Source organism: Micromonospora sp. NPDC002575 (genome assembly GCF_042889525.1).
In the GTDB taxonomy this organism is placed as follows: Bacteria; Actinomycetota; Actinomycetes; order Mycobacteriales; family Micromonosporaceae; genus Micromonospora; species Micromonospora carbonacea.
Genome location: NZ_JBIARA010000008.1, coordinates 13,554 through 39,441, shown reverse-complemented (window position 1 = coordinate 39,441; position 25,888 = coordinate 13,554). Strand labels below are relative to the sequence as shown.

19 protein-coding genes are annotated in these 25,888 nt (G+C 72.4%); 16 read left to right on the top strand and 3 right to left on the bottom strand.

All coding sequences use genetic code 11. The features are described 5' to 3' along the window. The first annotated feature begins 48 nt into the window (after window positions 1-48). The 4 genes from ACFYWL_RS14415 to ACFYWL_RS14400 are packed head-to-tail and all read left to right on the top strand — an operon-like array spanning window position 49 to window position 9,813. Window positions 49-1,002 carry a TauD/TfdA family dioxygenase gene (locus ACFYWL_RS14415; protein ID WP_386972111.1) on the top strand — a complete coding sequence of 318 codons (954 nt, stop codon included), beginning with the start codon at window positions 49-51 and terminating at the stop codon, window positions 1,000-1,002. After that, window positions 1,002-1,190 (top strand): MbtH family protein, encoded by a 189-nt coding sequence (locus tag ACFYWL_RS14410; RefSeq protein WP_386972109.1) that lies wholly within the window; start codon window positions 1,002-1,004, stop codon window positions 1,188-1,190. Before ACFYWL_RS14415 ends, ACFYWL_RS14410 begins: the two co-directional genes overlap by 1 nt. Further along, window positions 1,187-4,309 (top strand): amino acid adenylation domain-containing protein, encoded by a 3,123-nt coding sequence (locus tag ACFYWL_RS14405; RefSeq protein ID WP_386972106.1) that lies wholly within the window; start codon window positions 1,187-1,189, stop codon window positions 4,307-4,309. Before ACFYWL_RS14410 ends, ACFYWL_RS14405 begins: the two co-directional genes overlap by 4 nt. Next, the gene (locus ACFYWL_RS14400) at window positions 4,306-9,813 is read left to right on the top strand and encodes an amino acid adenylation domain-containing protein (RefSeq protein ID WP_386972104.1); all 5,508 of its coding nucleotides are present in this window, start codon (window positions 4,306-4,308) and stop codon (window positions 9,811-9,813) included. The genes ACFYWL_RS14405 and ACFYWL_RS14400 overlap by 4 nt, the downstream gene beginning before the upstream one ends. A 58-nt stretch (window positions 9,814-9,871) precedes the next feature. On the opposite strand, the gene ACFYWL_RS14395 is transcribed toward ACFYWL_RS14400, so the two are convergent. Next, the gene (locus tag ACFYWL_RS14395; protein WP_386972101.1) at window positions 9,872-11,173 is read right to left on the bottom strand and encodes a hypothetical protein; all 1,302 of its coding nucleotides are present in this window, start codon (window positions 11,171-11,173) and stop codon (window positions 9,872-9,874) included. A 107-nt stretch (window positions 11,174-11,280) separates the two neighbouring features. Between ACFYWL_RS14395 and ACFYWL_RS14390 the strand changes: the two genes are divergently transcribed. Next, entirely contained in the window at window positions 11,281-11,775 is a 495-nt protein-coding gene (locus ACFYWL_RS14390) for a type II toxin-antitoxin system PemK/MazF family toxin (RefSeq protein ID WP_282326428.1), read from the top strand. A gap of 37 nt (window positions 11,776-11,812) precedes the next feature. On the opposite strand, the gene ACFYWL_RS14385 is transcribed toward ACFYWL_RS14390, so the two are convergent. After that, window positions 11,813-12,463, bottom strand: coding sequence for a GGDEF domain-containing protein (locus ACFYWL_RS14385; RefSeq protein ID WP_386972099.1), 651 nt, complete (start codon window positions 12,461-12,463; stop codon window positions 11,813-11,815). A 261-nt stretch (window positions 12,464-12,724) separates the two neighbouring features. On the opposite strand from ACFYWL_RS14385, the gene ACFYWL_RS14380 reads away from it, so the two are divergent. The 6 genes from ACFYWL_RS14380 to ACFYWL_RS14355 all read left to right on the top strand — a co-directional run bounded on the left by ACFYWL_RS14380 (window position 12,725) and on the right by ACFYWL_RS14355 (window position 18,730). After that, window positions 12,725-12,964, top strand: a complete 240-nt coding sequence (locus ACFYWL_RS14380; RefSeq protein ID WP_386972097.1) for a DUF397 domain-containing protein — start codon at window positions 12,725-12,727, stop codon at window positions 12,962-12,964. A gap of 198 nt (window positions 12,965-13,162) precedes the next feature. Further along, window positions 13,163-13,996 carry a helix-turn-helix domain-containing protein gene (locus tag ACFYWL_RS14375; RefSeq protein ID WP_386972599.1) on the top strand — a complete coding sequence of 278 codons (834 nt, stop codon included), beginning with the start codon at window positions 13,163-13,165 and terminating at the stop codon, window positions 13,994-13,996. Between the two features lie 110 nt (window positions 13,997-14,106). Beyond that, the gene (locus tag ACFYWL_RS14370) at window positions 14,107-14,955 is read left to right on the top strand and encodes an SAM-dependent methyltransferase (protein ID WP_386972094.1); all 849 of its coding nucleotides are present in this window, start codon (window positions 14,107-14,109) and stop codon (window positions 14,953-14,955) included. Between the two features lie 67 nt (window positions 14,956-15,022). Next, window positions 15,023-16,615: a protein kinase gene (locus ACFYWL_RS14365; RefSeq protein ID WP_386972091.1), complete on the top strand. Its 1,593-nt coding sequence runs from the start codon at window positions 15,023-15,025 to the stop codon at window positions 16,613-16,615. A 108-nt stretch (window positions 16,616-16,723) separates the two neighbouring features. Then, a complete protein-coding gene (locus tag ACFYWL_RS14360) occupies window positions 16,724-17,569 on the top strand; it encodes a DedA family protein (RefSeq protein ID WP_386972088.1) in 846 nt (281 codons plus the stop codon). Between the two features lie 303 nt (window positions 17,570-17,872). Further along, the gene (locus tag ACFYWL_RS14355) at window positions 17,873-18,730 is read left to right on the top strand and encodes a MurR/RpiR family transcriptional regulator (protein WP_386972086.1); all 858 of its coding nucleotides are present in this window, start codon (window positions 17,873-17,875) and stop codon (window positions 18,728-18,730) included. Window positions 18,731-18,751: 21 nt separating this feature from the next. Here ACFYWL_RS14355 and ACFYWL_RS14350 read toward each other — a convergent pair whose 3' ends face one another. Beyond that, the gene (locus ACFYWL_RS14350) at window positions 18,752-19,789 is read right to left on the bottom strand and encodes an NADP-dependent oxidoreductase (RefSeq protein WP_386972083.1); all 1,038 of its coding nucleotides are present in this window, start codon (window positions 19,787-19,789) and stop codon (window positions 18,752-18,754) included. Between the two features lie 208 nt (window positions 19,790-19,997). Between ACFYWL_RS14350 and hutH the strand changes: the two genes are divergently transcribed. The 5 genes from hutH (at window position 19,998) to ACFYWL_RS14325 (ending at window position 25,802) form a co-directional block, all read left to right on the top strand. After that, the gene (gene hutH / locus ACFYWL_RS14345; RefSeq protein WP_386972079.1) at window positions 19,998-21,527 is read left to right on the top strand and encodes a histidine ammonia-lyase; all 1,530 of its coding nucleotides are present in this window, start codon (window positions 19,998-20,000) and stop codon (window positions 21,525-21,527) included. 662 nt (window positions 21,528-22,189) lie between these two features. Continuing rightward, window positions 22,190-23,107, top strand: a complete 918-nt coding sequence (locus tag ACFYWL_RS14340) for an ABC transporter substrate-binding protein (protein WP_386972076.1) — start codon at window positions 22,190-22,192, stop codon at window positions 23,105-23,107. A 249-nt stretch (window positions 23,108-23,356) separates the two neighbouring features. Then, a complete protein-coding gene (locus ACFYWL_RS14335; RefSeq protein WP_386972073.1) occupies window positions 23,357-24,241 on the top strand; it encodes an amino acid ABC transporter permease in 885 nt (294 codons plus the stop codon). Next, entirely contained in the window at window positions 24,238-25,005 is a 768-nt protein-coding gene (locus ACFYWL_RS14330) for an amino acid ABC transporter ATP-binding protein (RefSeq protein WP_386972070.1), read from the top strand. Before ACFYWL_RS14335 ends, ACFYWL_RS14330 begins: the two co-directional genes overlap by 4 nt. Before the next feature lie 8 nt (window positions 25,006-25,013). Further along, window positions 25,014-25,802 (top strand): alpha/beta fold hydrolase, encoded by a 789-nt coding sequence (locus tag ACFYWL_RS14325; RefSeq protein ID WP_386972067.1) that lies wholly within the window; start codon window positions 25,014-25,016, stop codon window positions 25,800-25,802. Window positions 25,803-25,888 lie beyond the last annotated feature (86 nt).

The following is a 25,888-nucleotide window of genomic DNA, read 5'->3' as shown; positions in this document are numbered from 1 at the left end:
GGAAGCACCAGGAGTCGTGGCTTCAAGCAAGCAAGGGAGTACAGAGCAATGAGCGACACGATCGCCACGCTGCCGGTGGTCGTCGAAAGCGACGGCCGGGCACTGACCGACCTGATCGGCGAGCGCCGCGCCGAGCTGCGGGCCGCCCTCGTCGACCACGGCGGGCTGCTGTTCCGCGGCTTCGACGTCGGCGGCGTCGACGGCTTCGACGCGGTGGTGCGGGCGCTGGCCGGTGAGCCGCTGGTCTACACCGAGCGGTCCTCGCCCCGGCACGCCATCAAGGGCCGGGTCTACACCTCGACCGACTACCCGCCGGACGAGGAGATCTTCCTGCACAACGAGAACTCGTACCAGGCGCGCTGGCCGCTGACCCTGTTCTTCTGGTGCGTCACCCCGCCGGACACCCTCGGCGCGACGCCCCTGGCGGACGTGCGCCGGGTCTACGAGCTGATCGACCCGGCCGTGCGGGAGGAGTTCGTGCGCCGCCGGTGGATGCTGGTGCGCAACTTCCACGCCGACTTCGGCACCCGCTGGCAGGACGTGTTCAACACCGACGACCGCGCCGAGGTCGAGGCGTACGCGGCGGCGAACCGGATCACGCTGGAGTGGGTGGGCGCGGACGGGCTGCGCACCCGCGCCGTGCGCGAGCCGGTGCACCACCGGCCCGGCTCGGACACCCCGCGCTGGTTCAACCACGCCACGTTCTTCCACCTGAGCACCCTGCCGCAGGAATACCAGGAGGGGCTGTTGGCGATGTTCGGCCCCGACGGGCTGCCGTCGAACACCTACTACGGCGACGGCGGCGAGATCCCCGCCGACGTGCTGGACCACCTGCGGGCCGCGTACCGGGCCGCCAGCGTCCGCTTCGACTACCAGCGCGACGACGTGCTGGTGGTCGACAACATGACGGCCGCGCACGCGCGGGAGCCGTTCACCGGCCCCCGCAAGATCGCCGTCGCGATGGCCGAGCCGCACACCCCCGAGAGCACTGGAGACAACTGATGGCCGAAACCCGATTCCTGGTCGTGCGCAACGACGAGGAGCAGTACTCGATCTGGTCGGCCGACCGGGAGCTCCCCGCGGGCTGGCACGACACCGGCTTCGCCGGATCGCGCGAGGAGTGCCTCGCCCACATCGACACCGTCTGGACCGACATGCGCCCCCGCTCCGTACGCGAGGCAGCCTCATGACGCGCGAGTGGACCTTCCCCGCCTCCTTCGCCCAGGAGCGGGTGTGGCTGGCCAACCAGCTCGACCCCGGCTCGCCGGTCTACAACGTGTCCAACCCGTGGCCGTTCCCGCCCGAGCTGGACGCCGACGCCGTGACCGAGGTGTTCAACCAGGTCGTCGCCCGGCACGAGGCGCTGCGCACCCACCTGCGCTCCGACGACGGGACGCTGGTGCAGGTGGTCCGGGAGCACGAGCCGGTCCGCCTGCCGACGGAGGACCTGTCGGGCCTGCCCGAGGCCGAGCGGCTCGCCCGCTACCACGCGATCCGCGAGGAGCTGGCCCGCACCCCGATCCCGCTGGACGCCCCGCCGCTGTGGCGGGCCCGGCTGGTCAAGGTCAACGAGGCGTGGTCGGTGCAGTTCGTGGTGCACCACGCCGTCTTCGACGCCCACTCGGCGGTGCTGTTCACCAGCGAGCTGTCCGCGTTCACCACGGCCGCGCTGACCGGCGCGCCCGCCGCCGTGCCCGAGCTGCCCATCCAGTACGCCGACTTCGCCGCCTGGCAGCGCGACCAGCTCGCCGGCCCGGAGCTGGACCGGCAGCTCGACTTCTGGAAGGCGCACCTGGCCGGCGCGCCCGCCGTGACCGGCCTGCCGCTGGACCGGCCCCGCCCGGCCCAGCTCGGCTTCGCCGGCGACGAGGTCCGCTTCGACCTGCCCGCCGGGCTGCTCGACGCCGTCGGCGCGCTCGCCACCGCGTCGGCCGCCACCCCGTACATGGTGCTGCTGACCGGGTTCGCCGCGCTGCTGTCGCGGATCTCCGGCGACGACACCGTGGTCGTCGGCGTCTCCACCGCCGGGCGGGACACCGCCGAGGTGGCCCCGCTGATCGGCATGTTCGTCAACCCGGTGGCGCTGCGCTGCGACCTGACCGGCGACCCCACCGTCGCCGAGCTGCTCGGCCGGGTGAAGGGCGGCCTGCTCGACGCGATGGAGCACGGGCAGACGCCGTTCCAGAAGATCGTCGAGGCGGTCGCGCCGCAGCGGGACCCGTCCGTGCAGCCGATCTTCCAGACCGCGCTGAACTTCATCCCCGACTCCGGCCTGGACCCGGTGCCGCTGGGCGCCACGAAGGACGACCTGGCCTTCGACGTCACCGCCGGGGAGAGCCGGCTGGTCTACCGCACCGACCTGTTCGACCGGGCCACCGCCGAGGCGGTCGTCGCCCGCTACGTGCGGCTGCTCGAAGCCGCCGTCGCCGACCCCGGCCGGCGGGTCAGCGAGCTGCCCCTGCTCGACGACGCCGAGCGGCGGCTGGTCCTCGACGCCTGGAACGCCACCGACCACCCCCGGCCGGCCGGCACCGTCGTCGACGCGGTGCAACGGCAGGCCGCCGCCACCCCGCACGCCACCGCGCTGGTCTGTGACGGCGTCGAGCTGACGTACGCCGGGCTGAACGCCGCCGCGAACCGGCTGGCCCGGCTGCTGGTGGCGCGCGGGGCCGGCCCGGAGACCCGGGTCGCGCTGGCCCTGCCCCGCTCGGCGGACCTGCTGGTGGCCGTCCTCGCGGTGCTCAAGTCCGGCGCGGCGTACGTGCCGGTCGACACCGGCTACCCGGCGGCCCGGATCGCCTACCTGCTCGACGACGCCGAGCCGGCGCTGGTGCTGGCCGCCGCCGACACGGCGGCCCTGGTGCCGGGCGACGCGCTGGTGCTCGACCCGGGCACCGCCGCCGACCTCGACGCGGCCGACCTGACCGACGCCGACCGGGTCGCCCCGCTGCGCCCCGACCACCCCGCGTACGTGCTCTACACCTCCGGCTCCACCGGCCGCCCCAAGGGCGTCGTGGTGGAGCACCGGGCGGTGGCGGCCTACCTGGCCTGGGCCCGGGACGCCTACCCGGGGCTGGCCGGGACGGCGCTGCTGCACTCGCCGGTGTCGTTCGACCTGACCGTCACCGGGCTGCTCGGGCCGCTGACCGCCGGCGGCGTCGTCCGGCTCGCCGCGATCGACGAGCTGGCCGCCCGCGCGGGCGGGAAGCCGGCGTTCCTGAAGGCCACCCCGAGCCACCTGCCGCTGCTCGACGACGCCCTGTCCCCGACGGCGGACCTGGTCGTCGGCGGCGAGGCGCTCACCGGCGAGCAGCTCGCCGCCTGGCGGGCCGCCCACCCGGGCGTGGCCGTCACCAACGAGTACGGCCCGACCGAGGCCACCGTCGGCTGCGTCGCCGCCCGGATCGCCCCCGGGCAGGAGCTGGCCGCCGGGCCGGTGCCGATCGGCACGCCCACCTGGAACACCCGGGCGCTGCTGCTCGACGCCGCGCTGCACCCGGTGCCCCCGGGCGTGGCCGGCGAGCTGTACGTGGCCGGCGACCAGCTCGCCCGCGGCTACCTGCGCCGCCCCGGCCTGACCGCCGAGCGGTTCCTGCCCTGCCCGTACGGGCCGCCGGGGCAGCGCATGTACCGCACCGGCGACCTGGCCCGCTGGCGGGCCGACGGGACGCTGGAATACCTGGGCCGCCGCGACGACCAGGTGAAGGTGCGCGGCATGCGCATCGAGCTGGGCGAGATCGAGTCGGCGCTGCTGGCCCGGCCCGGCGTGCGCGCGGCGGCGGCGGCCGTGCGCGTCGACTCCGGCGAGCCGACCCTGGTCGGCTACCTCGTCGGCGACGCCGACCCGGCCACCCTCGCGGCCGACCTGGCCCGGGAGCTGCCCGCGCACCTGGTGCCGGCCGCGTTCGTCACGCTCGACGCGCTGCCGCTGACCCCCAATGGCAAGCTGGACCGGGCCGCGCTGCCCGCCCCGGCCGCCCCGGCGGCGGTCGAGGACGCCTACGTCGCCCCGCGCACCGACGCCGAGGCCCTGGTGGCCGAGGTGTACGCCGACATCCTCGGCGTGGAGAAGGTCGGCGCGGCCGACGACTTCTTCGCCCTCGGCGGCAACTCGCTGCGCGGCATGCGGGCGATGGCCCGCATCCGGGCCGAGGTGGACGTGGACCTGCCCATGCGGGCGCTGTTCGGCAGCCCGGTGGTGGCCGACCTGGCCGCCCAGATCGAGAAGCTGATCGCCGAGGAACTCGACGCGCTCTCCGACGCCGAGGTCGCCGAGCTGCTGGCGACGGAAGAGGGACCCACCGCATGACCGACCTGAAGGATCCGGCCCGGGAGGCGGCCCGGCAGGCGCTGATCGCCAAGCGCCTGCGCAAGCGGACCGCCGCCCCCGCCGCCCGGATCACCCCCCGACCCCCCGGCGCGCAGGTGCCGCTGTCGTACGCCCAGGAGCGGGTCTGGTTCATGGACCAGATCGCCCCGGGCGAGGCGGCGTACCACATCGCGGTGCCGCTGCGGGTGCGCGGGCCGCTCGACGTCGCGGCCCTGCGCGGCGCGCTGGCCGCCCTGACCGCGCGGCACGAGTCGCTGCGCACCCGGTTCCCCGCCGACGCCGACGGCCGCCCCACGGTGGTCGTCGAGGAGTCCGTCGAGGTGCCGCTGACGGTGACGGAGGCCGCCGACGCCGACGCCGCGCAGGCGCTGGTGGAGGCGGCGTCGGCGGAGCCGTTCGACCTGGCCGCCGGGCCGCTGCTGCGCGCCCTGCTGATCCGCCTCGCGAACGTCGACGACGACTGGGTGCTGTTCCTGAGCAAGCACCACATCGTCGGCGACGGCTGGTCGGTGGACGTGCTGCTGCGCGACCTGATCACCCTCTACCACGGCGGCGAGCCGCCCGCCCTGCCCGTGCAGTACGGCGACTTCGCCGTGTGGGAGGGCAAGGAGCTGGACGGCCCGGCGGCCCGGGGGCACCTGGACTGGTGGAAGTCCCGGCTGGCCGGGATCACCCCGCTGGAGCTGCCGCTGGACGCCCCGCGCCCGGCCACCCAGACCTACCGGGGCGACTTCGTCGAGTTCCAGCTCGACCCGGCCGAGACCGAGCGGCTCAACGCGCTCACCCGCTCGTGCGGCGCGACGCTGTTCATGACGCTGCTCGCCGCCTACCAGGTGCTGCTGGCCCGGCACGCCGGGCAGGAGGACTTCGCCGTCGGCGCGTCCGTGGCCGGCCGGTCCGCCCCCGAGCTGGAGAACGTCGTCGGCATGTTCATCAACATGCTGCCGCTGCGCGCCGAGCTGGCCGGCGACCCGACGTTCACCGAGCTGCTGGAGCGCACCCGCCGCGGCGTGCTGGACGGCTTCGAGCACGCCGAGGTGCCGTTCGCCAGGGTCGTGCACGAGCTGGGCCTGCCCCGCGACGTGAGCCGGTCCCCGGTGTTCCAGGCCATGTTCGTGTTGCAGAACTACGAGATGGGCCGGTTCACCGGCGTCTCCGACGCCGCCGACGTGCGCTTCGAGTGGACGCCGATGGAGCTGCGGGCCACCCGGTTCGACTTCGAGCTGCACGCCGTGGAGACCACCGAGGGCCTCTGGGGCAAGCTGGTCTTCAACACCGACCTGTTCACCCGGGCCACGGTGGAGCGGATCGCCCGCCGGTGGACCACCCTGCTGCGGGCGGTCGTCGCCGCGCCGGACACCCCGGTCTCGGCCCTGCCGATGGTCGACCCCGCCGAGCGGGAGCTGCTGGCCGCCTGGAACGACACCACTGCCGGGTTCCCGCAGGAGCAGACCCTGCACGGCCCGTTCGAGGCGCGGGCCGCCGCCACGCCCGACGCGGTGGCGCTGACCTTCGAGGGCCGCTCGGTGACGTACGCGGAGCTGAACGCCGCCGCGAACCGCGTCGCCCACCAGCTGCGCGCGGCCGGCGTCGGCCCGGAGACCCTGGTCGGGGTGTGCGCCGAGCGGTCGGTGGAGCTGGTCGCCGGGCTGCTCGGCGTGCTCAAGGCCGGCGGCGCGTACCTGCCGCTGGACCCGGAGTACCCGGCCGACCGGCTGTCCTTCATGGTCACCGACGCCGACGCGCCCGTGGTGCTGGTGCAGGAGCACCTGCGCGACGTGCTGCCCGACACCGGCGCGACGGTGCTCGCCCTCGACGACGCGGCGACGTGGGCCGACCAGCCCACCACCGACCCCGCGCCGACGGCCGGGCCCGGCAACCTCGCGTACGTCATCTACACCTCCGGCTCCACCGGCCGGCCCAAGGGCGTGCCGAACACCCACCGGGGCATCGTCAACCGGCTGCACTGGAAGCAGCAGACCTACCGGCTCGCCGCCGACGACGCGGTGCTGCAGAAGACCCCGGCCAGCTTCGACGTGTCGGTGTGGGAGTTCTTCTGGCCGCTACGCGAGGGCGCCCGGCTGGTGCTGGCCAAGCCCGGCGGGCACAAGGACGCGGGCTACCTGCGGGACCTGCTGGTCGCCGAGCGGATCACCACCGCCCACTTCGTGCCGTCGATGCTGACGGTCTTCCTCGGCGAGGACGGCATCGAGGCGGCCACCGGCCTGCGCCGGGTGATCTGCTCCGGCGAGGAGCTGCCGCTGGCCTCGGCGGTGGAGTTCACCACCCGGCTGCCCTGGTGCGAGCTGCACAACCTCTACGGCCCCACCGAGGCGGCCATCGACGTCAGCGCCTGGCGCTGCGACCCGGCGGCGCTCGCCGGCCTGTCCGGCGTGCCGATCGGCGCGCCGATCGCCAACCTGCGGCTGCACGTGCTCGACCCGGCCGGCAACGAGTGCCCGGTCGGCGTCGCGGGGGAGCTGCACATCGGCGGCGTCGGCCTGGCCCGGGGCTACCACCGCCGGCCGGCGCTGACCGCCGAGCGGTTCGTGCCCGACCCGTTCTCGGGCGAGCCGGGGGCCCGGCTGTACCGCACCGGCGACCTGGCCCGCTGGGTCGCCGCCCCGGACGGCCCGGGGGTCATCGAGTTCCTCGGCCGCATCGACCACCAGGTGAAGCTGCGCGGCCTGCGCATCGAGCTGGGCGAGATCGAGAGCGCCCTGCGGGAGCAGCCGGGCGTCACCGAGGCGGCGGTGATCGTCCGCGAGGACACCCCGGGCGACAAGCGGCTCACCGCGTACCTGGTGGGCGACGCCGAGCACGCCGCGGCCAAGGCGGCGCTGAAGGAGACGCTGCCCGAGTACATGGTGCCGACCGCGTTCGTCACCCTCGACGCGCTGCCGCTGAGCCCCAACGGCAAGCTCGACCGGCGGGCGCTGCCCGCGCCCGTGGTGACCCGCGAGGCGTCGGTGGCGCTGGTCGAGCCGCGCGACGACACCGAGCGGCTGCTGGCCGGGATCTGGTCGGAGGTGCTGGGCGTCGACACGCTCGGCATCGACGACGACTTCTTCGACCTGGGCGGGCACTCGATGCTCGCCACCCAGGTCGTGGCGAAGATCCGCAAGGCCGAGCACGGCGGGCGGCCCGTCGGCGTGATGGACCTGTTCCAGCAGCGGACCATCCGCGAGCTGGCCGCGTTTATGGCCGGCGACGCCGCCGACGACGGCCCGCGCCGGCTGCTCTACGAGCTGACCAAGCCCATCCCGGCGGGCCAGCGGCTCCGCACGTACGTCTGCGTCCCCTACGGCGGCGGCAGCGCCATCGTCTACCAGCCCCTCGCCGACGCCCTGCCCGCCGGCAACGCCCTGTACTCGCTGGCGATCCCCGGCCACGACGTGGGCCTCAGCGAGGAGGGCCTGCCGTTCGAGGAGCTGACCCGCCGGGTCGCCGACGAGATCGTCGAGCGGATCTCCGGCCCGATCGTCCTGTACGGCCACTGCGGCGTCGGCAGCGCCATCGTCGCCGAGGTGGCCCGCAAGGTCGAGGCGGCCGGCCGGGAGCTGGAGGCGCTCTACATCGGCGCGATGTTCCCGTTCGCCCGCCCGAAGGGCCTCTTCGCCGCCGCCCGCAACCGCCTCGAACGGCTGCGCAGCAACAAGCACTACGCGAGCTGGCTCAAGTCGATGGGCGTCGACACCGACGAGCTGGACCCGGAGCAGGCCGACCGGATCATCAGCAACATGCGGGCCGACTCCCGCGCCTCCGAGGAGTACTTCACCGGGCTGCTCGACGCCGGCGCGGCGAAGCTGCGCGCCCCGATCGTCTCGGTGGTCGGCTCCGAGGACCCGGTGACCGACTACTTCACCGAGCGGTACGCCGAGTGGCAGTTCCTCACCGACGCCGTCGGGCTGGTCGTGCTCGACCAGGCGGGGCACTTCTTCCTCAAGTACCGGGCCGACGAGCTGGCCGAGATCGTCACCTCGGTGCACCCGGCGGTGCGCGCCGGCGACACGACCGCCCTGGAGACGGCGGCCCGGGGCGAGGACGCCGGCTGGGTCGTCGCCGACCACCAGCGCGTCGGCGTCGACCCCCGGCCCGAGCGGGCCGTGGTCAAGCCGAGCATGGGCCGGTTCGTCGCGGTCACCGCCGGCCAGCTCGTCTCCACCACCGGCTCGGCGCTGACCGCGTTCGCCCTGCCGATCTGGCTGTTCACCCAGACCGGCTCGGTGGCGAACCTGGGCCTGCTGTGGGCGCTGGCGCTGATCTGCGGCGTGCTGATGCTGCCCATCGCGGGCGCGCTGACCGACCGGGTCAGCCGCCGCCGGATCATGATGATCGCCAGCTCCGCCGCCGGGTCGATCCAGCTGGTGCTGGCCGCCCTGCTCTGGACGGACAACCTGCGGCTGTGGATGATCTACGCCCTGGTGGCGCTCAGCCAGGTCGCCGGGTCGTTCCAGCGCATCGCGTTCCAGTCGGCGGTGCCGCAGCTCGTGCCGAAGCGCTACCTCGGCCACGCGATGGGCGTCACCCAGCTCACCAACGGCTTCGCGATGCTGCTGATGCCGGTCTTCGCCGCCGGCCTGCTGGCCGCCATCGAGCTCAAGGGCATCCTGCTCATCGACGTGGCCAGCTACGTGGTGGCGGTGACGACCCTGGCCGTGGTCCGCTTCCCCGACCTGCTCGGCTGGCGGCCCCGGGAACGGCTGCTCGTCGCGATCGCCAACGGGCTGCGCTACTCGTGGCAGCACCGGGGATTCCGGCTCATGCTGGGCTACTTCGCGATCGGCAACATCTTCCTGGCCCCGGCGCTGGTGCTGACCACCCCGCTGGTGCTCTCCTTCGCCACCGCGACGCAGGTGGCGCAGGTGGCCCTGGCGGAGGCGCTCGGCGCGGTGGCCGGCGGCGTGCTGATGTCGCTGTGGGGCGGCCCGCGCCACCGGCGGATGATCGGGGTGCTGCTCGGCAACCTCGGCACCGCGCTGGGCTGCGTCGTGATCGGCCTGGACGCCTCCGTCGCGGTGATCTGCGTCGGGGCGTTCTGGCTGGCCATGGCGATGACCACCGCCCAGTCGATCTACGCGACGATCGTGCAGGTGAAGGTGCCGCAGCGCTACCACGGCCGGGTGTTCAGCCTCAACCAGACCATCTCCTGGTCGACGCTGCCCATCGGGTTCGCGCTGCTCGCGCCGGCGGCCAGCGGGCTGTTCGAGCCGATGCTCGCCGAGGGCGGGTCGCTCGCCGGGTCGGTGGGCGCGGTCATCGGCACCGGTCCGGGCCGGGGCATCGGCTTCGCGTACGTCTGCTTCGGCGCGGCGCTGGTGCTGGTCACCCTCGGCGGCTTCGCGATCCGGCTGCTGCGCCGCTTCGACCTGGAGGTGCCGGACTCGCTGCCCGACGACCTGATCGGCGCGCAGGAGCGCGAGCGGCGGCTCGCCGCCCGCGCCGCCGAGCGGCCGGAGGAGAGGGCGTCCGTGGCGGCCTGACCGCCCGGTGGGTGGCCGGGGCCCGCGGCGGGTTGCCGCCGCGGGCCCCGGCGCGCGCTCAGGCCGCCGGCGGGTCCGCCAGGTCGGCGGCGGCGACGTCGTCGGGCTCGGCGACCCAGCCGGAGAACACCGGCACGCCGTGCCACGGCCCGGTGCCGCCGCCGCGCCGGTCGGTGGCGACGGCCACCACCGCGTACGGGTGGCCGAAGCGCAGCTCCGCGACGCGGGCCACGCCCAGCGGGGGCAGGCTGACCCGCGCGAACATCCCGGTGACGGCCGCCGCGGCGAACCCGTACCGGCGGTAGCGGGCCGCGACCGCCTGCCGGGCCCGCACGTCGCCCGCGCCGACCAGCGGGGCCAGCACCCGGCCGGCGGCGGTGAACCCGAGCCCGGTCAGGTCGTGCTCGTCGCGCGCCGACCAGCAGGGCAGCGCCGCCGTGTGCCGCTGCTCCCGGCCGTCGGGGGCGAACGTGCGCACCTCCTCCTCGCGCAGCGTCCACAGCGGCGTGTCGCCCAGCGGCAGGTCGAACAGCGACCGCCGGCCGGCGGGCTCGTCGGCGTCGACGTCGGCGGCGATCCGGTACGCGGCGGCGAGCACGTCGGCGGGGGACGTCCCGGGCGCGGCGGCCACCGAGACCACCGACAGCCCCGCCCCGGCGTCCCCGCCGCTGCCGTCCTCGCCGCCCGCCCCGTGCCCGCCGGCGCCGTCCCCGGCCGGTTGCGCCGCCGCCACGTGCACGGCGACGTCCCCGGCCTCCGGCGTCGCGGCGATCCACGCGCGGTGCCCGTGCGCCGGGGTGCGCAGCACCCGGGTCAGCCGCCCGGCCCACGGGCTGTCCGGGCCGAGCGTGTCGGCCGGGGCGAGGTCGAACGGGGCGGCCCAGGAGATCCGGGTGGCCACGGCCGAGGCCAGGGCGAGCGCCACCCGGGGGGTGAGCGTCAGCGGGAACCGCTCGATCAGCCCGAGGCTGTGCTCGCGGGCCCACGCGTCGAGGCCGGCCTGGTCCGGCAGCGGGCCGGTCCCGGTGGCGCGGGGGAGGGCGGCCCGCCAGGCGTCCAGCCCGGGGGTCTCCGTGCCGGGCCGGTGCCAGACGGCGGTCGCCGCCGGCACGAGGGGGTGCGGCGCGTCGAGCAGCGCGGCGGCGATCCGGGCGGCCCGCGCCGGGTCGGTGCCGAGGGCCTCGGCGAGGTCGGCGGCCTGTCCGTCGGCGCCGGCGGCGTGCTCGTCGGGGCCGCCCGCCGCGCAGAGAGCGAGCAGCAGCCACGCGCCCAGCGGGGACGCGACGTGGTGCCGGTCGCCGATCGAGGCGTGCAGCCGGGCGGCGTAGCGGGCCAGCGGGGCGTGCAGGTTCGTCGTCATGCCCCCACTGTGCCCGGCAGGGGCCCGTTCGCACGGCGGGCGGCTGCGCCGTTTCTCCGGCCGCTGCGGGTGGGCGGCGGGCCGGGGGACGGGTTAGGCTGCCCGCCGTGGCAGGTCTGTTGAGGAGTGTGGCGTCCCGGCTGGGGCGGGTGGCCCGCGGCGGGGCCGCGCCGACGCGTACCCCCGGTCCGATCCCGGCCCAGGTGGCGCGGCGTCGGCAGGTCACGGCGTTGCAGCGCCGGGAGCTCAGCTATGCCCCCGAGCCCGACGGGCAGGCCGACCCGGGTGAGGTCGTCTGGACCTGGGTCCCCTACGAGGACGACCCCCGGCAGGGCAAGGACCGCCCGGTGCTGGTGGTCGGGCGGTCCAGCCGGACCCTGTTCGGCCTGATGCTGTCGAGCCAGGGCGAGCGGGACGGCCAGCGGCACTGGCTGGCGCTGGGCCCGGGCGCCTGGGACCGGGACAACCGGCCCAGCTGGGTGCGGCTCGACCGCGTCCTCACCATGCGGGAGGACAGCATCCGCCGCGAGGGCGCGGTGCTGGACCGGGCGCGCTTCGACCGCGTCGGCCAGGCCCTGCGCGCCGGCTACGGCTGGCGCTGAGCCGCGCCGCCCCGCCGCGGGGCCCTCTGGTCGAGCGTCAGCACTCGGCGAGGCGCGCGCTGTCGACGAGCTGGCGGGCGGAGCGGGAGGCGCCGACGCTCTTCGCCCGGTACATCGCCGCGTCGGCGCGGTCGAGCGCCTCGGTGAGCTGGGTCGAACAGGTGACCGGGGCGAGCCCGACGGAAGCGGTGACCCGCAGGCTCAGGCCGCTGAGGGGGATCGGCGCGGCGAGTGACTCGCAGAGCCGGCGGGAGGCGTGCTCGATCCAGCGCCGGTCGACGGTCGGGGTGGCCAGCAGGCCCGCGAACTCGTCGCCGCCGAGGCGGGCCACCAGGTTGTCCCCGGCGAAGGCGGCCAGTCGTTGGGCCACGCTGATCAGCACCTGGTCCCCGGCGGCGTGCCCGTAGCGGTCGTTGACCTGCTTGAAGTCGTCCAGGTCCAGCACGATGGCGATCAGCGGCTGGCCCGCGCTGTCGGTGAGCAGGGTCGCGGCCAGCCGGAAGAAGGCCCGCCGGTTGGGCAGCCCGGTCAGCGGGTCGTGGCTGGCGGCGTGTCGTTCGGCGGCCAGCTCCGCCTGGAGGTGTTCGATCTCGGCCTCGGCCAGCATGGCCCGGCGGCGCAGTTGCCACGCGGAGACCAGGGCTCCGGCAGCCGAGATGCCGGACGCGATGGTCAACGGATCCGGCACGAACCCTCCTCACCGCGTCTGCCCACGCGCCCGACCGCTGCCGTCCGGTGCCCGTGGGGCTCCTGTTTTCCCTGGTACAGCCCCAGGTGAGGTAACCCAAAGTGAACACCTGGGTACACCCTCGTTGAGCTATCATGCTCGCTGTCCGGTGCAGATGCAATAGCAGATGCACGTGCAGCGAATCCCGTCGTAACCCCGCCCCCCGCCAGCACACCGCTCCTCCCCGCGGCATCGGCAGGCTCTTGACAAGAAAGATGCCCCATGCAGCAGCCCCGCAACGGCGTTCCCACCGCGCAGCTCCCCCCGTTGACCTGGTTGAAGAGTCGACGGAGCAATCCCAGCGGCAACTGCGTCGAGTTGGCCGAGCTTCCCGGCGGCGCCGGGATCGCCGTCCGCAACTCCCGCTACCCCGACGGTCCGGCGCTGATCTACACCCACGACGAGATCGCGGCCTTCGTCCTCGGCGCGAGGGACGGCGACTTCGACCACCTGATCGACTGACCCTGGGTCACCTCTCGGCTGCGTCCCGTCAACGGGACCGAAACGCCGGCCGGCCGGGTTCACCTCACTGTCGGTCCATGGCATGCTTACACGTCGGCCGGGGTGGGGCCCGGTGCGACGAAGGCAGCAAGCGGAGGTCGGCGCGTGACGATGGTTCCCACGGAGGGTGGCCCGGCCACCGGCCCAACCGTGCTGCGGATGCTGCTCGGCGCGCAGCTGCGCCGCCTGCGGGAGGCCAGCGGGGTGACCCGGGAGGGCGCCGGCTGGGAGATCCGGGCATCCGAGTCGAAGATCAGCCGGATGGAGCTCGGTCGGGTCGGCTTCAAGGAGCGCGACGTCGCCGACCTGCTCAGTCTCTACGGGGTCACCGACGCCACCGAGCGGGAGGCCCTGCTCAAGCTCGCCCGCGACGCCAACAGCCCCGGCTGGTGGCACCGCTACGGCGACGTGCTGCCGTCGTGGTTCCAGTCCTACCTGGGCCTGGAGGCCGCCGCCGCGCTGATCCGCAGCTACGAGGTGCAGTTCGTGCCGGGCCTGCTCCAGACCCCGGAGTACGCCCGGGCCGTCGTCCTGCTCGGGCACCGTGGGGCCGGGGCGGACGAGATCGACCGCCGGGTGGGCCTGCGGATGCAGCGCCAGGAGCTGCTCCACCGCCCGCGGCCGCCGCAACTGTGGGCCGTCGTGGACGAGGCGGCGCTGCGCCGGCCGATCGGCGGGGCCCAGGTCATGCGCGACCAGCTCACCGCCCTGATCGAGGCGACCCGGGCGTCGCACGTGCGGTTGCAGATCATCCCGTTCGACGCGGGCGGCCACGCCGCCGCCGGTGGCGCGTTCACCATCCTGCGCTTCGGCGACCAGGACCTGCCCGACATCGTCTACATCGAGCAGCTCACCAGCGCCATCTACCTCGACAAGCGCGAGGACCTCGACTACTACGCGGCGGCCATGGAACGGCTCTGCGTCGAGGCCGAGCCCCCGGAGCGCACCCCGGAACTCCTCACCCGGCTGCGCGACGAGCTCTACCCGCAGTAGCGGGTTCCCTGGTCGGGGCGGCGGCCCGCACTGCCTCTACCATGGTCGACATCGGCGACAGTGGACGGACGCCGGCGTAACAGGTCAGCGCAGAGCCATGGAGGCACCCCTTGACCACCGATGCCCCCGGCACCTCGAGCGGTCCCGCCCACCCCAGCGACCGGATCGACACCTCGGTGGCCCATCCCGCCCGCCGCTACAACTACCTGCTGGGCGGCAAGGACAACTTCCAGGCCGACCGCGACTCCGGGGACGCGATGGCCGCGGCCTTCCCGACCATCCGCACCGCCGCCCTGGAGAACCGCCGCTTCCTCAAGCGGGCCGTCGGCTACCTCGCCCGCGAGGCCGGCGTCCGGCAGTTCCTCGACATCGGCACCGGCATCCCCACCGCCGACAACACCCACGAGGTCGCCCAGGCCGCCGACCCGCAGGCCCGAGTGGTATACGTCGACAACGACCCCATCGTGCTCGCCCACGCCCGGGCGCTGCTGACCAGCTCGCCCGAGGGCGCCACCGCCTACATCGACGCCGACCTGCGGGACCCGGAGCGGATCCTGCGTCACCCCGACCTGCTCCGCACCCTCGACCTGGGGCAGCCGGTGGCGTTGATGCTGGTCGCGATCCTGCACTTTCTGCCCGACCCCGACAAACCGTACGCGGTGGTCCGTCGGTTGCTGGAGGCGCTGCCCCCCGGCAGCTACCTGGCCGCCTCGCACGCCACCTACGACCACCTTCCCGAGCAGGTGGCGCAGCAGTCCATCGTGGCGACGCGGACCGGCGGGTCGCGCGACATGATCAGCCTGCGCAGCCGGGACGAGTTCGCCGGCTTCTTCGCCGGCCTGGAGCTCGTCGACCCGGGCATCGTCTCGATCGCGCAGTGGCGCGCCGAGCGGGAGCCGCAGCCCCGGCCCTCGGTGGTCGACGTCAGCATGTACGGGGCCGTGGCCCGCAAGCCCTGATCCCACCGGGCGGCGCCGGGCACCGCGACTGGTGCCCGGCACCGGCCGGCAGGCAGACTGGACCACCATGTCGCCGTTCACGCCCGCCCTCCGGCTGCACGACCGCTACGTCCTGCGCGAGCGCATCGGCCTCGGCGGAATGTCCGAGGTGTGGCTCGCCGACGACGACGTCCTGCACCGCCCCGTCGCGGTCAAGGCGCTCGCGGCCCAGCTCGCCGCCGACCCGCACCTGCGCGCCACCATCCAGCGCGAGGCCCGGGCCGCCGCCCGGCTCACCCACCCGCACGTCACCCAGGTGTACGACTACGGCGAGGCCGCCCTCGGGGGCGGGACGGTGGTGCCGTACCTGGTGATGGAGTTGGTCGAGGGGCGCAGCCTCGCCGACCGGCTCGCCTCCGGCCCGTTGCCCTGGCCCGAAGCCGTTCGGCTGGCCGGGCAGGTCGCCGCCGCCCTGGCCGCCGCGCACCGCATCGGCGTGGTGCACCGCGACATCAAGCCCGCCAACATCATGCTCACCGAGAGCGGCGCGAAGGTGCTCGACTTCGGCATCGCCGCCCTTCCCGGGCCACCCCAGCCGCGCACCGGTCCGCACCAGCCTCGCGTCGGTCCGCACCAGCCTCGCGTCGGTCCGCACCAGCCTCGCGTCGGTCCCGGCGACGAGCCGATGATGGGCACCCCCGCATACTTCGCCCCCGAGCGGTTCGGCCCCGGGCCGCCGGACCCGGCCAGCGACGTGTACGCCCTCGGCGCCCTGCTCTACCGCGCCCTCGCCGGCCGTGCCCCGCTGCCCGTGCAGACCTGGGCGGACGCGATCGAGGCGCACACGCAGCGTCGGCAGGTCCCGCCGCTGCGCGTCCCCGGGCTGCCCCCGGACGTCGCCGCGCTCACCCTCGCCTGTCTGAACGCCGATCCGGCCCGGCGACCCACCGCCGCCCAACTGGCCCGCCGGTTCGGCTCGACGCCGGCCACGCAACCCGCGGCCGGAACCCGGCCTGCCGGCGCGTCGGCCCCGACCCGGCCCGCCGTCCCGACGCCCACGGAGCATCCGCCGACCCTGATCGATCGCGCCGGGACCTGGGCAGCCCCCGCCCGACCCGGGCGGTCGCCCGTCCCGGTGCTCCCGCCCGTCCCGATGGCCGAGCGCCTTCCGGCGGCCGAGCCCGTTCGGCGCGCGCCGCGCGGCCCGGGTCAGGGCAACCGCCTGCTCGGCGTCCTCGTCGCCGCCGGGATGGCGCTGCTCGTCGTCGTGGTCGCGCTGCTCGCCCTCGACGACGGCGCCCCGGACCCGCCGTCCGGGTCGCCCAAGACCGTCGCGCCCGCCGACGAGCAGCCGGCCGATCCGCCCCCGTCGGCCGCCGCCCCGCCCACCACCGCACGACCGTGGCCGGTCACCTTGCGCCAGCTCGCCGCCGAGTTCACCGCCCTGATCGACGAGGCGCAGGCGCGCGGCGACATCGACCGCAAGACCGCCGACAAGCTGCGCGAGGAGGTCGCCGAGCTGGACCGGGGCAAGCTCAAGGACCGGGCGAAACACCTGCGGAAACTGCACGAGGAGATCGCCGAGGCGGCCGAGCGCGACCGGATCGGCGCGGAGACCGCCGCCCGGCTCCGGGAGTTGCTCACCGGATACCCGGGGGCGCGCGACGACGCGGCGGGCTGACGGGCCGCACCGACGCGGGCCGTCCACGATGTACGCACCGGCCCTCCCCGCCCTCCTACCGCCGACCGGGGCGTGGCAGCCGGCGCGAACGGTCACTAACGTTGTCGGATGATCAGCACGCAGCCGCTCCTGCCCTTCCCTCGTACGGTCGCCGCCGGTCCCGAACCCGGGTCCGACGGACCGGTCGGATTCGTCACGGGCCTGGTCGAACGGCTGGGCGGCCCCGGCGCCGGGCTGGCGGTGGCGCTGGAGAACCTCTTCCCGCCGATCCCCAGCGAGGTGATCCTGCCGCTGGCGGGATTCGTGGCCAGCCAGGGACGGATGAGCCTGGTCGGGGCGATCGGCTGGACCACCCTCGGCTCGGTGGTCGGCGCGCTGGCGCTCTACTGGATCGGCGCCATGCTGGGCCGGGACCGGATGCGGGCCATCGTCGCCAAGCTGCCGCTGGTCAAGCTCGAGGACGTCGACCGCACGGAGGCGTGGTTCCTCCGGCACGGCGTCAAGGCGGTGTTCTTCGGCCGGATGATCCCGGTGTTCCGCAGTCTCATCTCGATCCCGGCCGGCGTGGAGCGGATGCCGGTGCTGACGTTCCTGCTGTACACGACGCTGGGCAGCCTCATCTGGAACACGGTCTTCGTCATGGCGGGCTACCTGCTCGGCGAGAACTGGCACGTGGTCGAGGGGTACGCCGGCACGTTCCAGAACGTCGTCATCGCGGTGTCCGCGCTCGCGGTCGCGTGGTTCGTCGTCACCCGGGTACGCCGGTCCCGCGCCGCGCGCCGCGACGCCGCCATGTCTCCCACGTCCGCGGGCTCGTCCGCCACGGGTCCGTCCGTGGGTGGTTCGGCCGTCGGCAGCGCGGCCGGGTCGCCGGACGCCCCGGAGCGCGGCACGGGGGAGTACCGGGGAACGGTCTACCGCAGCGGCTCCTGGCGGGGCGGGCCCGGGCACTGATGCCAGCCCGTCTCCCACGGTGTCCCAGGTCGCGTGCAGGGGTCGCGGTGCCAGAAGACGATCAGAACGTCGCCCCGGCCCATGCCCACCTGCGCCACCATGTGCGGTCTTCGCCCGGATGGTGTTGGGTGGCGGGCCGTCCGCAGGAGTGGTGCATACCGATTCCTGATACCATGCATGAAGCTATACAGATTGGCTCGGTGGGCCTATCGCCTGTGTTGCTTGCTTCAGAAGTCTGGCCCTCCTTGTCGGCGAGGCGCCATACCGGCCCGATCGTGTGATCTGCGCTAGGAGATGCTTGAAATGACCGCCACCGTGGCCGCGGCATCGGCTGACGTCTACGAGCGTCTGACCAGTGCCCGGCTGTCGCCAGCGCAACGACGAGTGGCGCGCTACGTGATCGACAACCGTGACGCTGCTGCCTTTCTCACCAGCGAGAGCATCGCGCGGCAGGTCGGGGTCAGCCAGCCTTCGGTCTCACGCTTCGCGGCGGCGCTCGGCTACGCCAGATTCTCGGACTTCAAGCGGGCGCTCCAGAAATGGGCCCGCTCCGAGATGTCGACCCGGTCGCCGGCGGTGGAGAGCGCAAGTCCACTGGCCGAGGCGATCGGGGCCGAGGTGGCCAATCTTCAGTGGCTCAGCCAGTCGGCAACCCTCGAAGAGCAGATCTCGAGGGTCGGTTCTGCTCTCATGTCGTCGAAGCGGCTGCCGGTCATCGGGCTGCGGATCTCGCGTTCCTTTGCCCAACATTTCGCCTATCTCGGCGCCAAGGTGCATCCGAGCATCTCCGTGATCGACAGCGGTGACACGGAGGCGAAGGAGAGCCTCGCCCGTGCCGCAGCGGATGGGTGCACCTGGTGCTTGGCGTTCATTCTTCCCCGCTACCCGAGGGAGGCCTGCGACCTGGTGCGTTACGCGAGGCAGATCGGGATCAAGGTCGCGGTTCTCAGTGACGAATCGTTCGGGACCGTCGGGCACGAGACCGATGAGCTCATCACCGTCAGGCTCGGGAGCGGGTTGCTCTTCGACACGTCCGCGGCGATGAACATCGCCTCGTCCGCGCTTCTGCACGCCATGGCCGACTCCAATCCTGGAGCCTCACAGGACGGGCTTGAGCGCTTCGAACGACACGCCGCCGACCTCGTGGTCTTCGAGGAGTGACCGAGGCCGCTGGTGGGGCCGTCACGGCGTCGGGCGGGTGGGGTCGTCGCCGATCCTGACGATGAGCTTCCCGAAGTTCCTCCCCTTCAGGAGGCCGAAGAATGCCTCCGGGGCGTTGTCGAGCCCGTCGACAAAGTCCTCGCGGTACTTGATCCGACCGGTCGAGAGCCACGCCGACATGTCGCGCTGGAAGGCGGCATAGTGGGTCGAGACGAAGTCTCGCTGCGTGAAGCCCTGGACGACGAGCCGCTTGGTGTTGATCGCGCTCATGAGCCGCGGGAGCCGATCGGGCCCAGCGGGCGCGGAGGTCTCGTTGTACTGGGAGATCAGGCCACAGACGGGCACCCGCGCGAAGTCGTTGAGATGATCGAAGACGGCGTCCCACACGGCGCCGCCGACGTTCTCGAAATAGACGTCCACCCCAGCTGGGACGGCCTGGCTCAGCTCGCTCCTGAAGGCGGGTGAGCGATGGTCGAGTGCGACGTCGAACCCTAGTTCGCGCAGCCAGGCCATCTTGCTGGCGCCGCCCGCGATGCCGACCGTGCGGGCGCCCTGGATCTTGGCGATCTGACCCACGACCGAGCCGACCGCCCCCGTCGCGGCTGCCACCACGAGCGTCTCGCCCGGGCGAACGCGGCCGATCTCGACAAGTCCCACATACGCCGTGAAACCGGGCATGCCGAGCACGCCGAGCGCGGTCGAGACCGGCCCCCTGGCCGGGTCGATCCTGCGCAGGGACCGACCGTCCTGCACGGCGTACGTCTGCCAGCCGGAGTGCGCGAGAACGATGTCGCCGGGGCGGAAGGAGGGCGAGGCCGACTCGATCACCTCGCAGACGGTGCCGCCTTCCATCACCTCGCCGACCTCCACGGGTTTGGCGTAGGAGCGCGACGCGTTCATCCGGCCCCGCATGTAGGGGTCCAGCGAGAGGTAGATCGTCCTCAGCAGCACCTGACCCTGTCCGACGGCCGGGAGCGTGCGCGTCTCGAGGCGAAGGTTCGAGTGGACGGGCTCGCCGACGGGGCGGGAGGCGAGGACGACGGCGCGGGACTGGGTCACCCGGGCAACCTAACTGAAGGTTGCCCCTTCTGCATAGAGGGCATACGCTGCCGGTGCAGCTGAATACTTCTCTGCAGTCAGTGTCAGGTCTTCGGTCGACGTCGAGGGCGTGAGTCACCGGGCGGCCTGTCGCCACCGTCGCTCCCGTCGCTAGAGCGGCCGTCGAAGGTGATCCTTAAGAGGCCAGCCAACAGGAGGATCGATCATCGTGAGCACCATCACGGTCACCGGCGAACATGTAAGCCTGGAGACGCTTCGTCCCGTATTCCGGGGCCCCGTCCAGGTGGCGCTCGCCCCCAAGGCAGTGGAGAACCTGCGGCGCGCGCACCAGGTGATCCTGGACGCGATCAGCCGAGGAGAGGTGGTCTATGGCGTGAACACCGGCTTTGGGAAGCTGGCGGACCGGCGGATCTCACCTTCGGACCTCGTGGAGCTGCAACGTCGTTCGGTGCTGTCGCACATGGTCGGGGTGGGTGATCCGCTTCCCGACGAGACGGTCCGCGCCATCATGGTGATCAAGCTCATCGGTCTTGCGCGTGGGCACTCCGGGATCCGCGTCGAGACCGCCGAGCTGCTCGTGAACCTGATCAACGCTGACGTGCTCCCCGTCATCCCGACGCAGGGCTCTGTCGGAGCCTCAGGGGATCTGGCGCCGTTGGCGCACCTCGCCGGCGCGTTGATGGGAGAGGGCCGCGTTCGGATCGATGGCGTCGACTACACCGCGGTCGACGGCCTCGCGAAGGCCGGACTGGCTCCCGTCGAACTGGGCCCCAAGGAGGCGGTCGCTCTCCTGAACGGCGTCCAGGCATCCACCGCCATCGCCCTGCGCGGACTGTTCGGCGCCGAGGCCGTGTTCAACGCCGGCCTGGCCGCGGGCGCGCTGACGCTGGAGGCGACGGCGGGCAGACAGGTCGTTCTTGACGACCGCATCCAGCAGATCCGCGGGCACGCCGGACAGATCCGGGTTGCGGGGCTCCTGCGGCGCCTGGTCGCCGACAGCGCGGTCCTCGACGTGGAGTTCGAGGGACGTCGGCTCCAGGACCCCTACTGCCTGCGCTGCCAGCCCCAGGTGATGGGGGCGGCGCTGGACCTGCTGACGTTCGCTGCACACACGATCCAGCAGGAGGTCAACGCGGTCTCCGACAACCCGCTGATGTTCCCCGACGACGGGGTCATCCTGTCGGGTGGGAACTTCCACGGCCAGCCCATCGCGTACGCGGCGGACATCATCGCCATGGCGGTCTGCGAGATCGGATCGATCTCGGAGCGCCGTCAGGCGATGCTCATGGACGCGTCCATGAGTGGGTTGGCGCCGTTCCTGGTCGGCAATGCGGGGCTGAACTCGGGGTTCATCATGGCGCAGGTCACCAGTGCCGCGCTGGTGGCGGAGAATCGCGCCAAGGCGACTCCGAACAGCGTCGACAGCATTCCGACCTCCGCAGGCCAGGAGGACCATGTGAGCATGGCGACGCATGCTGCTGTGCGCCTCGGCCCTATGGTGCGCAATGCCGCGTACATCGTCGCGATCGAGCTGCTGTGCGCGGCTCAGGGTCTGGACCTGAGGAACGGCGGCGCTGCGGCGCCGGCGAATCGTCCCACTTATGACCTTGTCCGCTCCAAGGCCGGATTCCTCGAGGACGACCGCATCATGGCGGGGGAGATGGAGGCCGTTGCCGCAGAGGTGCTCGACGGGGTGTTCGTCGAGGTCGTCGGTGGTCGGCTGGAGGCTGCCGCCTGACCGGTGGTCCCCCGCTGCTGTCATCTGGTGGGCTTCGTCGCGGGGGGGGGGGCGGGGGGCCCGCCCCCCCCCCCCCCCGGGGGGGGCGCGTGATCGGCCCCGAGACGACCCACCCCGCGCGCTGGGGGGGGGCGGGCGGCGGGTGTGGTCGGGGGGGGGGGGGGGGGGCGGGGGGGGCCCCCGGGGGGGGGGCCCCCCCGGGGGGGGGGGGGGGGGGGTTGGGGGGGGGGGGGGGGCCCGCCCCCCCCCCCGCGACGTCGCTGAGCGGCGATGTTCATGACCTCAGGCTGCCACCCGGGCCCGTTGGGTGGGGCTCGTCGGGGGCTTGGCGAACCGAGCCGAGGGACGGGCGTTCCCGCTACTCGCGGGCGGGTCGCCGTCATGGGAGTCGAATTCCGGTATTCCTGGGGCCAGAGTGACGGAACGGAGTCGAGTATCGACGTATTTCGTCATTACGCGTCGCGCGGATCCGGTTACCGGGCGGCCTCCCGGGAGGAGGCATGAAGTCGGTCGTGTTTCGGTTGTGGTGCGTTTTCGGATCCTGTGCCTGAGGGGGTTGCCGTGCTGCATGGAAGGCGATACCGTTCCGCCAGTGTTGAATGCTTTCTTTCAGCTCCAGTCTTGAGCATCCCCTAGGAGCCCCGATGCCGAGAAGCCGTGTAGTGACTGCCACCCTCTCCCTGCTTGCCGCCACCGCGCTCCTCGTGAGCGGTTGCGGGGCAGAGGCCGAAACTTCGAAAGACGACTCCCAGCGCGTTCCGGGACTGAATGAGCTGCTGCCGCAGAAGGTGCGCGACGCGGGATTCCTCACCGTGGGGACCGATCCGCAGTACCCGCCGTGCGACTTCACCAACGACGCCGGGAAAATCGATGGATTCAACCATGACATCCTGATGGCCATGGCGCCGCGACTCGGCATCGAGATCCGCCAGCAGGCGATCGCCTTCGACGGCCTTCTGCCCGGGGTCCAGAGTGGTCGGTTCGATGCTGCGATGGAGTGCATCACCGACAACGCGGAACGCCAGAAGACGGTGCAGTTCGTCGACTACGCCTACGCCACCAAGAGCGTCATCACGACCTCGGAGAATAAGCAGAACATCACGGCGAACCCCTTGACCACGTGTGGGCTGAAGGCGGGCGTTCAGACGGGGACCGAGTTCGTCGAGGACGCCGAGTTGTTCTCGAAGAACTGCCAGTCGGTGGGCAAGGGCGCTCTGCAGGTCACCAACTTTCCGACCGCCGGCGACCAGAACACCGCACTGCAGTCCGGCCGGATCGATTTCGCCTTCACCAACACCGCGACCGGAGTGTGGCAGGCGAAGGCCAGCAACGGCCAGTTCAAGATCGTTCCGAGCCCCCTCCTGTCGCGCACCTACGTCGGCATCGTGGTGGGCCTCGATGCCGACGGCACTGCCAAGGCCCTGCTCGGTGCGCTTGAGGCGATCATCAAGGACGGCACCTACGACAAGATCATGTCGGAGTGGGAACTGAAGGACATCGCATTGACCGAGCCCGGCATCAACCTGGCGACCGAGCGTCCCCTGGAGCTGCCGAAGATCTGCGGGGCGTGCGGGTCCTGACCGGAGGCACGCGCTGACCCCGAGTGCCGCCCCGAGCTGATCGGCGGCGTCTCGACGGTGGGCTCGCGGAGCGCGGCGTCTGGTGCGGCGCCGACAGGCCCGCCGCACCAGACCTGCCGCCGGACTGCCCCTGGCGCAGACGGGTCGACCGCGTCGGCCGGGGGCTGCGAGCGCGGCGAGGCGCCCTGGCCTCGGACCTCACCCAGGCGTCTCGGATCATCGCCAGCGAGAAACAGGAGAAGGTGAACTGTGGTAAATCCGGCAGTCGATGTCGAAGTGCGAGATCCTTTCGCAAAGCCTCGGCCGCGCAAGCACCCGAGCTACTGGATAAGCGGCCTGGTCGCGGCTGTGCTCCTGGGCATCCTCGTCTACGGCTTCGTGACGAACGACAACCTGGAATGGGGTGTCGTAGGCGCTTATCTCTTCGCCGATCCCATCCTGGAAGGGCTGTGGATGACGATCAAGCTCTCGTTGATCTCCCAGGTCATCGCAGTGCTGATCGGTTGCCTTCTCGCCCTTCTCGGTGAGTCCCGGAATCCTGTCTTCCGCGCGTTCGTGAAGGCCTATGTCGCGCTGTTTCGAGGGCTGCCGCTCCTCGTCCTTCTGCTGCTCTGCTTCAACGCGGCGCTCTTCGTTCCCCGGATCGAATTCGGTGGAGTCGGCTGGGATACGAACACGCTGATAACCGGATTCACGGCCGCTATCATTGGCCTCTCCCTGCATGAGGGCGCGTTCATGGTCGAGATCATCCGGGCGGGCTTCATGTCGGTTCCGGCTGGTCAACTGGAGGCTGCTCAGGTCCTGGGAATGAAGCGCGGTCTCACCATGCGGACCATTGTCATCCCGCAGGCGATCAGGGTGATCATCCCGCCGACGGGAAACCAGTTCATCAGCCTCCTCAAAGCGAGCTCGCTCGTCGCGGTGATCGGTGGCGGTGACCTCCTCACCCGGGCCCAGCAGATTTATGGCTCCAACTTCAAGGTCATCCCGCTTCTCCTGGTGGTCAGCTTCTGGTATCTGGTGATCGTCATGGTGGCGACAATGGGCCAGCACTTCATCGAGAAGAAGTACTCCCTGTCCGCAGGGCCGCAGCGGAAAGTGATGAAATCGAAGGTCGGGGAGGTGTCGAAGTGAAGCAGCGGCCACTTGTGACGATCCGGGACGTACGGAAGCGCTTCGGCGAGACAGAGGTCCTGAGGGGAATCGACCTGGACGTCATGCCCGGGGAGGTGCTGTGCCTGATCGGACCGTCAGGCTCGGGAAAGAGCACGCTGCTCCGCTGCGTCAACGTCCTCGAACAAATCGATGGTGGCTACATCCAGGTGGAGAACGACTTCGCGGGCGCGACGATCAGGAAGGGCGAGCTACACGAGCCCAGCGAGGCCGCGATCGCGAAGTACCGCCAGCGTATCGGGATGGTCTTCCAGCACTTCAACCTCTTCTCCCACCTGACCGCGCTCGAGAACGTGACCATTGGGCTGGTCAAGGTCCGGGGATTCGCCAGGAGCGAGGCGGTGGTCCGCGCGCGGACGGCCCTGTCCGACGTCGGACTGGAGCACCTGCAGAACTCGTATCCGCGTCACCTCTCCGGTGGTCAGCAGCAACGTGTCGCCATCGCCCGCGCGCTGGCCATGGAGCCGAAGCTCATGCTGTTCGACGAGCCGACGAGCGCCCTCGACCCCGAACTCGTCGGGGAGGTGCTGTCGGTGATGCGTCGCGTGGCCGAACGGGGGATGACCATGATCGTGGTGACCCACGAGATGCGGTTCGCGCGGGATGTGGCCGATCGGGTCGCCTTCATGGACCAGGGACGAATCGTCGAGATCGACGAGGCCGAGAAGCTGATCGATGCGCCGACATCCGAGCGCACGAAGAACTTCCTGAACCACGTGAACTGAGGGTCGTCATGGGAAATCTGCGTATCGCGTTCGGTGAGCCGCTCGGCGCTGCGGATGCTCCGCGCCTGGTCCTCGGCCACTCCCTGGGTACGTCATCCGACCTCTGGTCGGACGCGGCGGTGCTGCTCGCACAGCACTTCCGCGTCATCACCTGGGACCTTCCCGGGCACGGCGCGTCGCCTGCCGCCGACGGTGCGTTCACGATCGGCGACCTGTCCGACATCGTGGTCGGCCAGCTCGACGCACGGGGGGTCTCCTCGTTCCTGTACGCGGGCGTCTCCATCGGTGGCACCGTGGGGATGGACCTGGCCCTCCGCCATGCCGGGCGCGTCGACGGGCTCGCGGTCATCTCCGCCGGGGCCCGTGTCGACGCCCCAGCGGACTGGGCTGAGCGCGCCGCCAAGGTGCGTCTGGCGGGAACCGAACCGCTGGCGGCGGGGTCGCTGCAGCGCTGGTTCGCTCCGGCGACGCTGCGGCGCCGCGGCGAGCGGGCCGCGTCGATGGTGGAGGCGCTTCGTCGCACCGACGACCGGAGCTACGCGTGGGCGTGCGAGGCGCTGGCCGACCGCGACCTCTCTGCCGATCTGCCCGGGATGAATGTCCGTACCCTCGCGCTCTGGGGCGAGTACGACCGGATCGTTCCCGGGGAAAAGTCGACGGAACTCGCCCGGGAACTGCCGCGGGGGGTTGTCCAGCGCGTTCCCGGGGCCGCCCACGCTGCACCCCTTGAGCAGCCCTCGACTGTGGCACGCCTGCTGGTCGACTTCTTCCTCGGCGTTGAGGCTGACCGTGGGTGAGGCCGCATCTCGAACGCGCAGGACCGCACCCCCGCCCTCCGCGGCGCGGCCAGGCCGGGTGTCGGAGGCCAGCATGTAGAACGCGC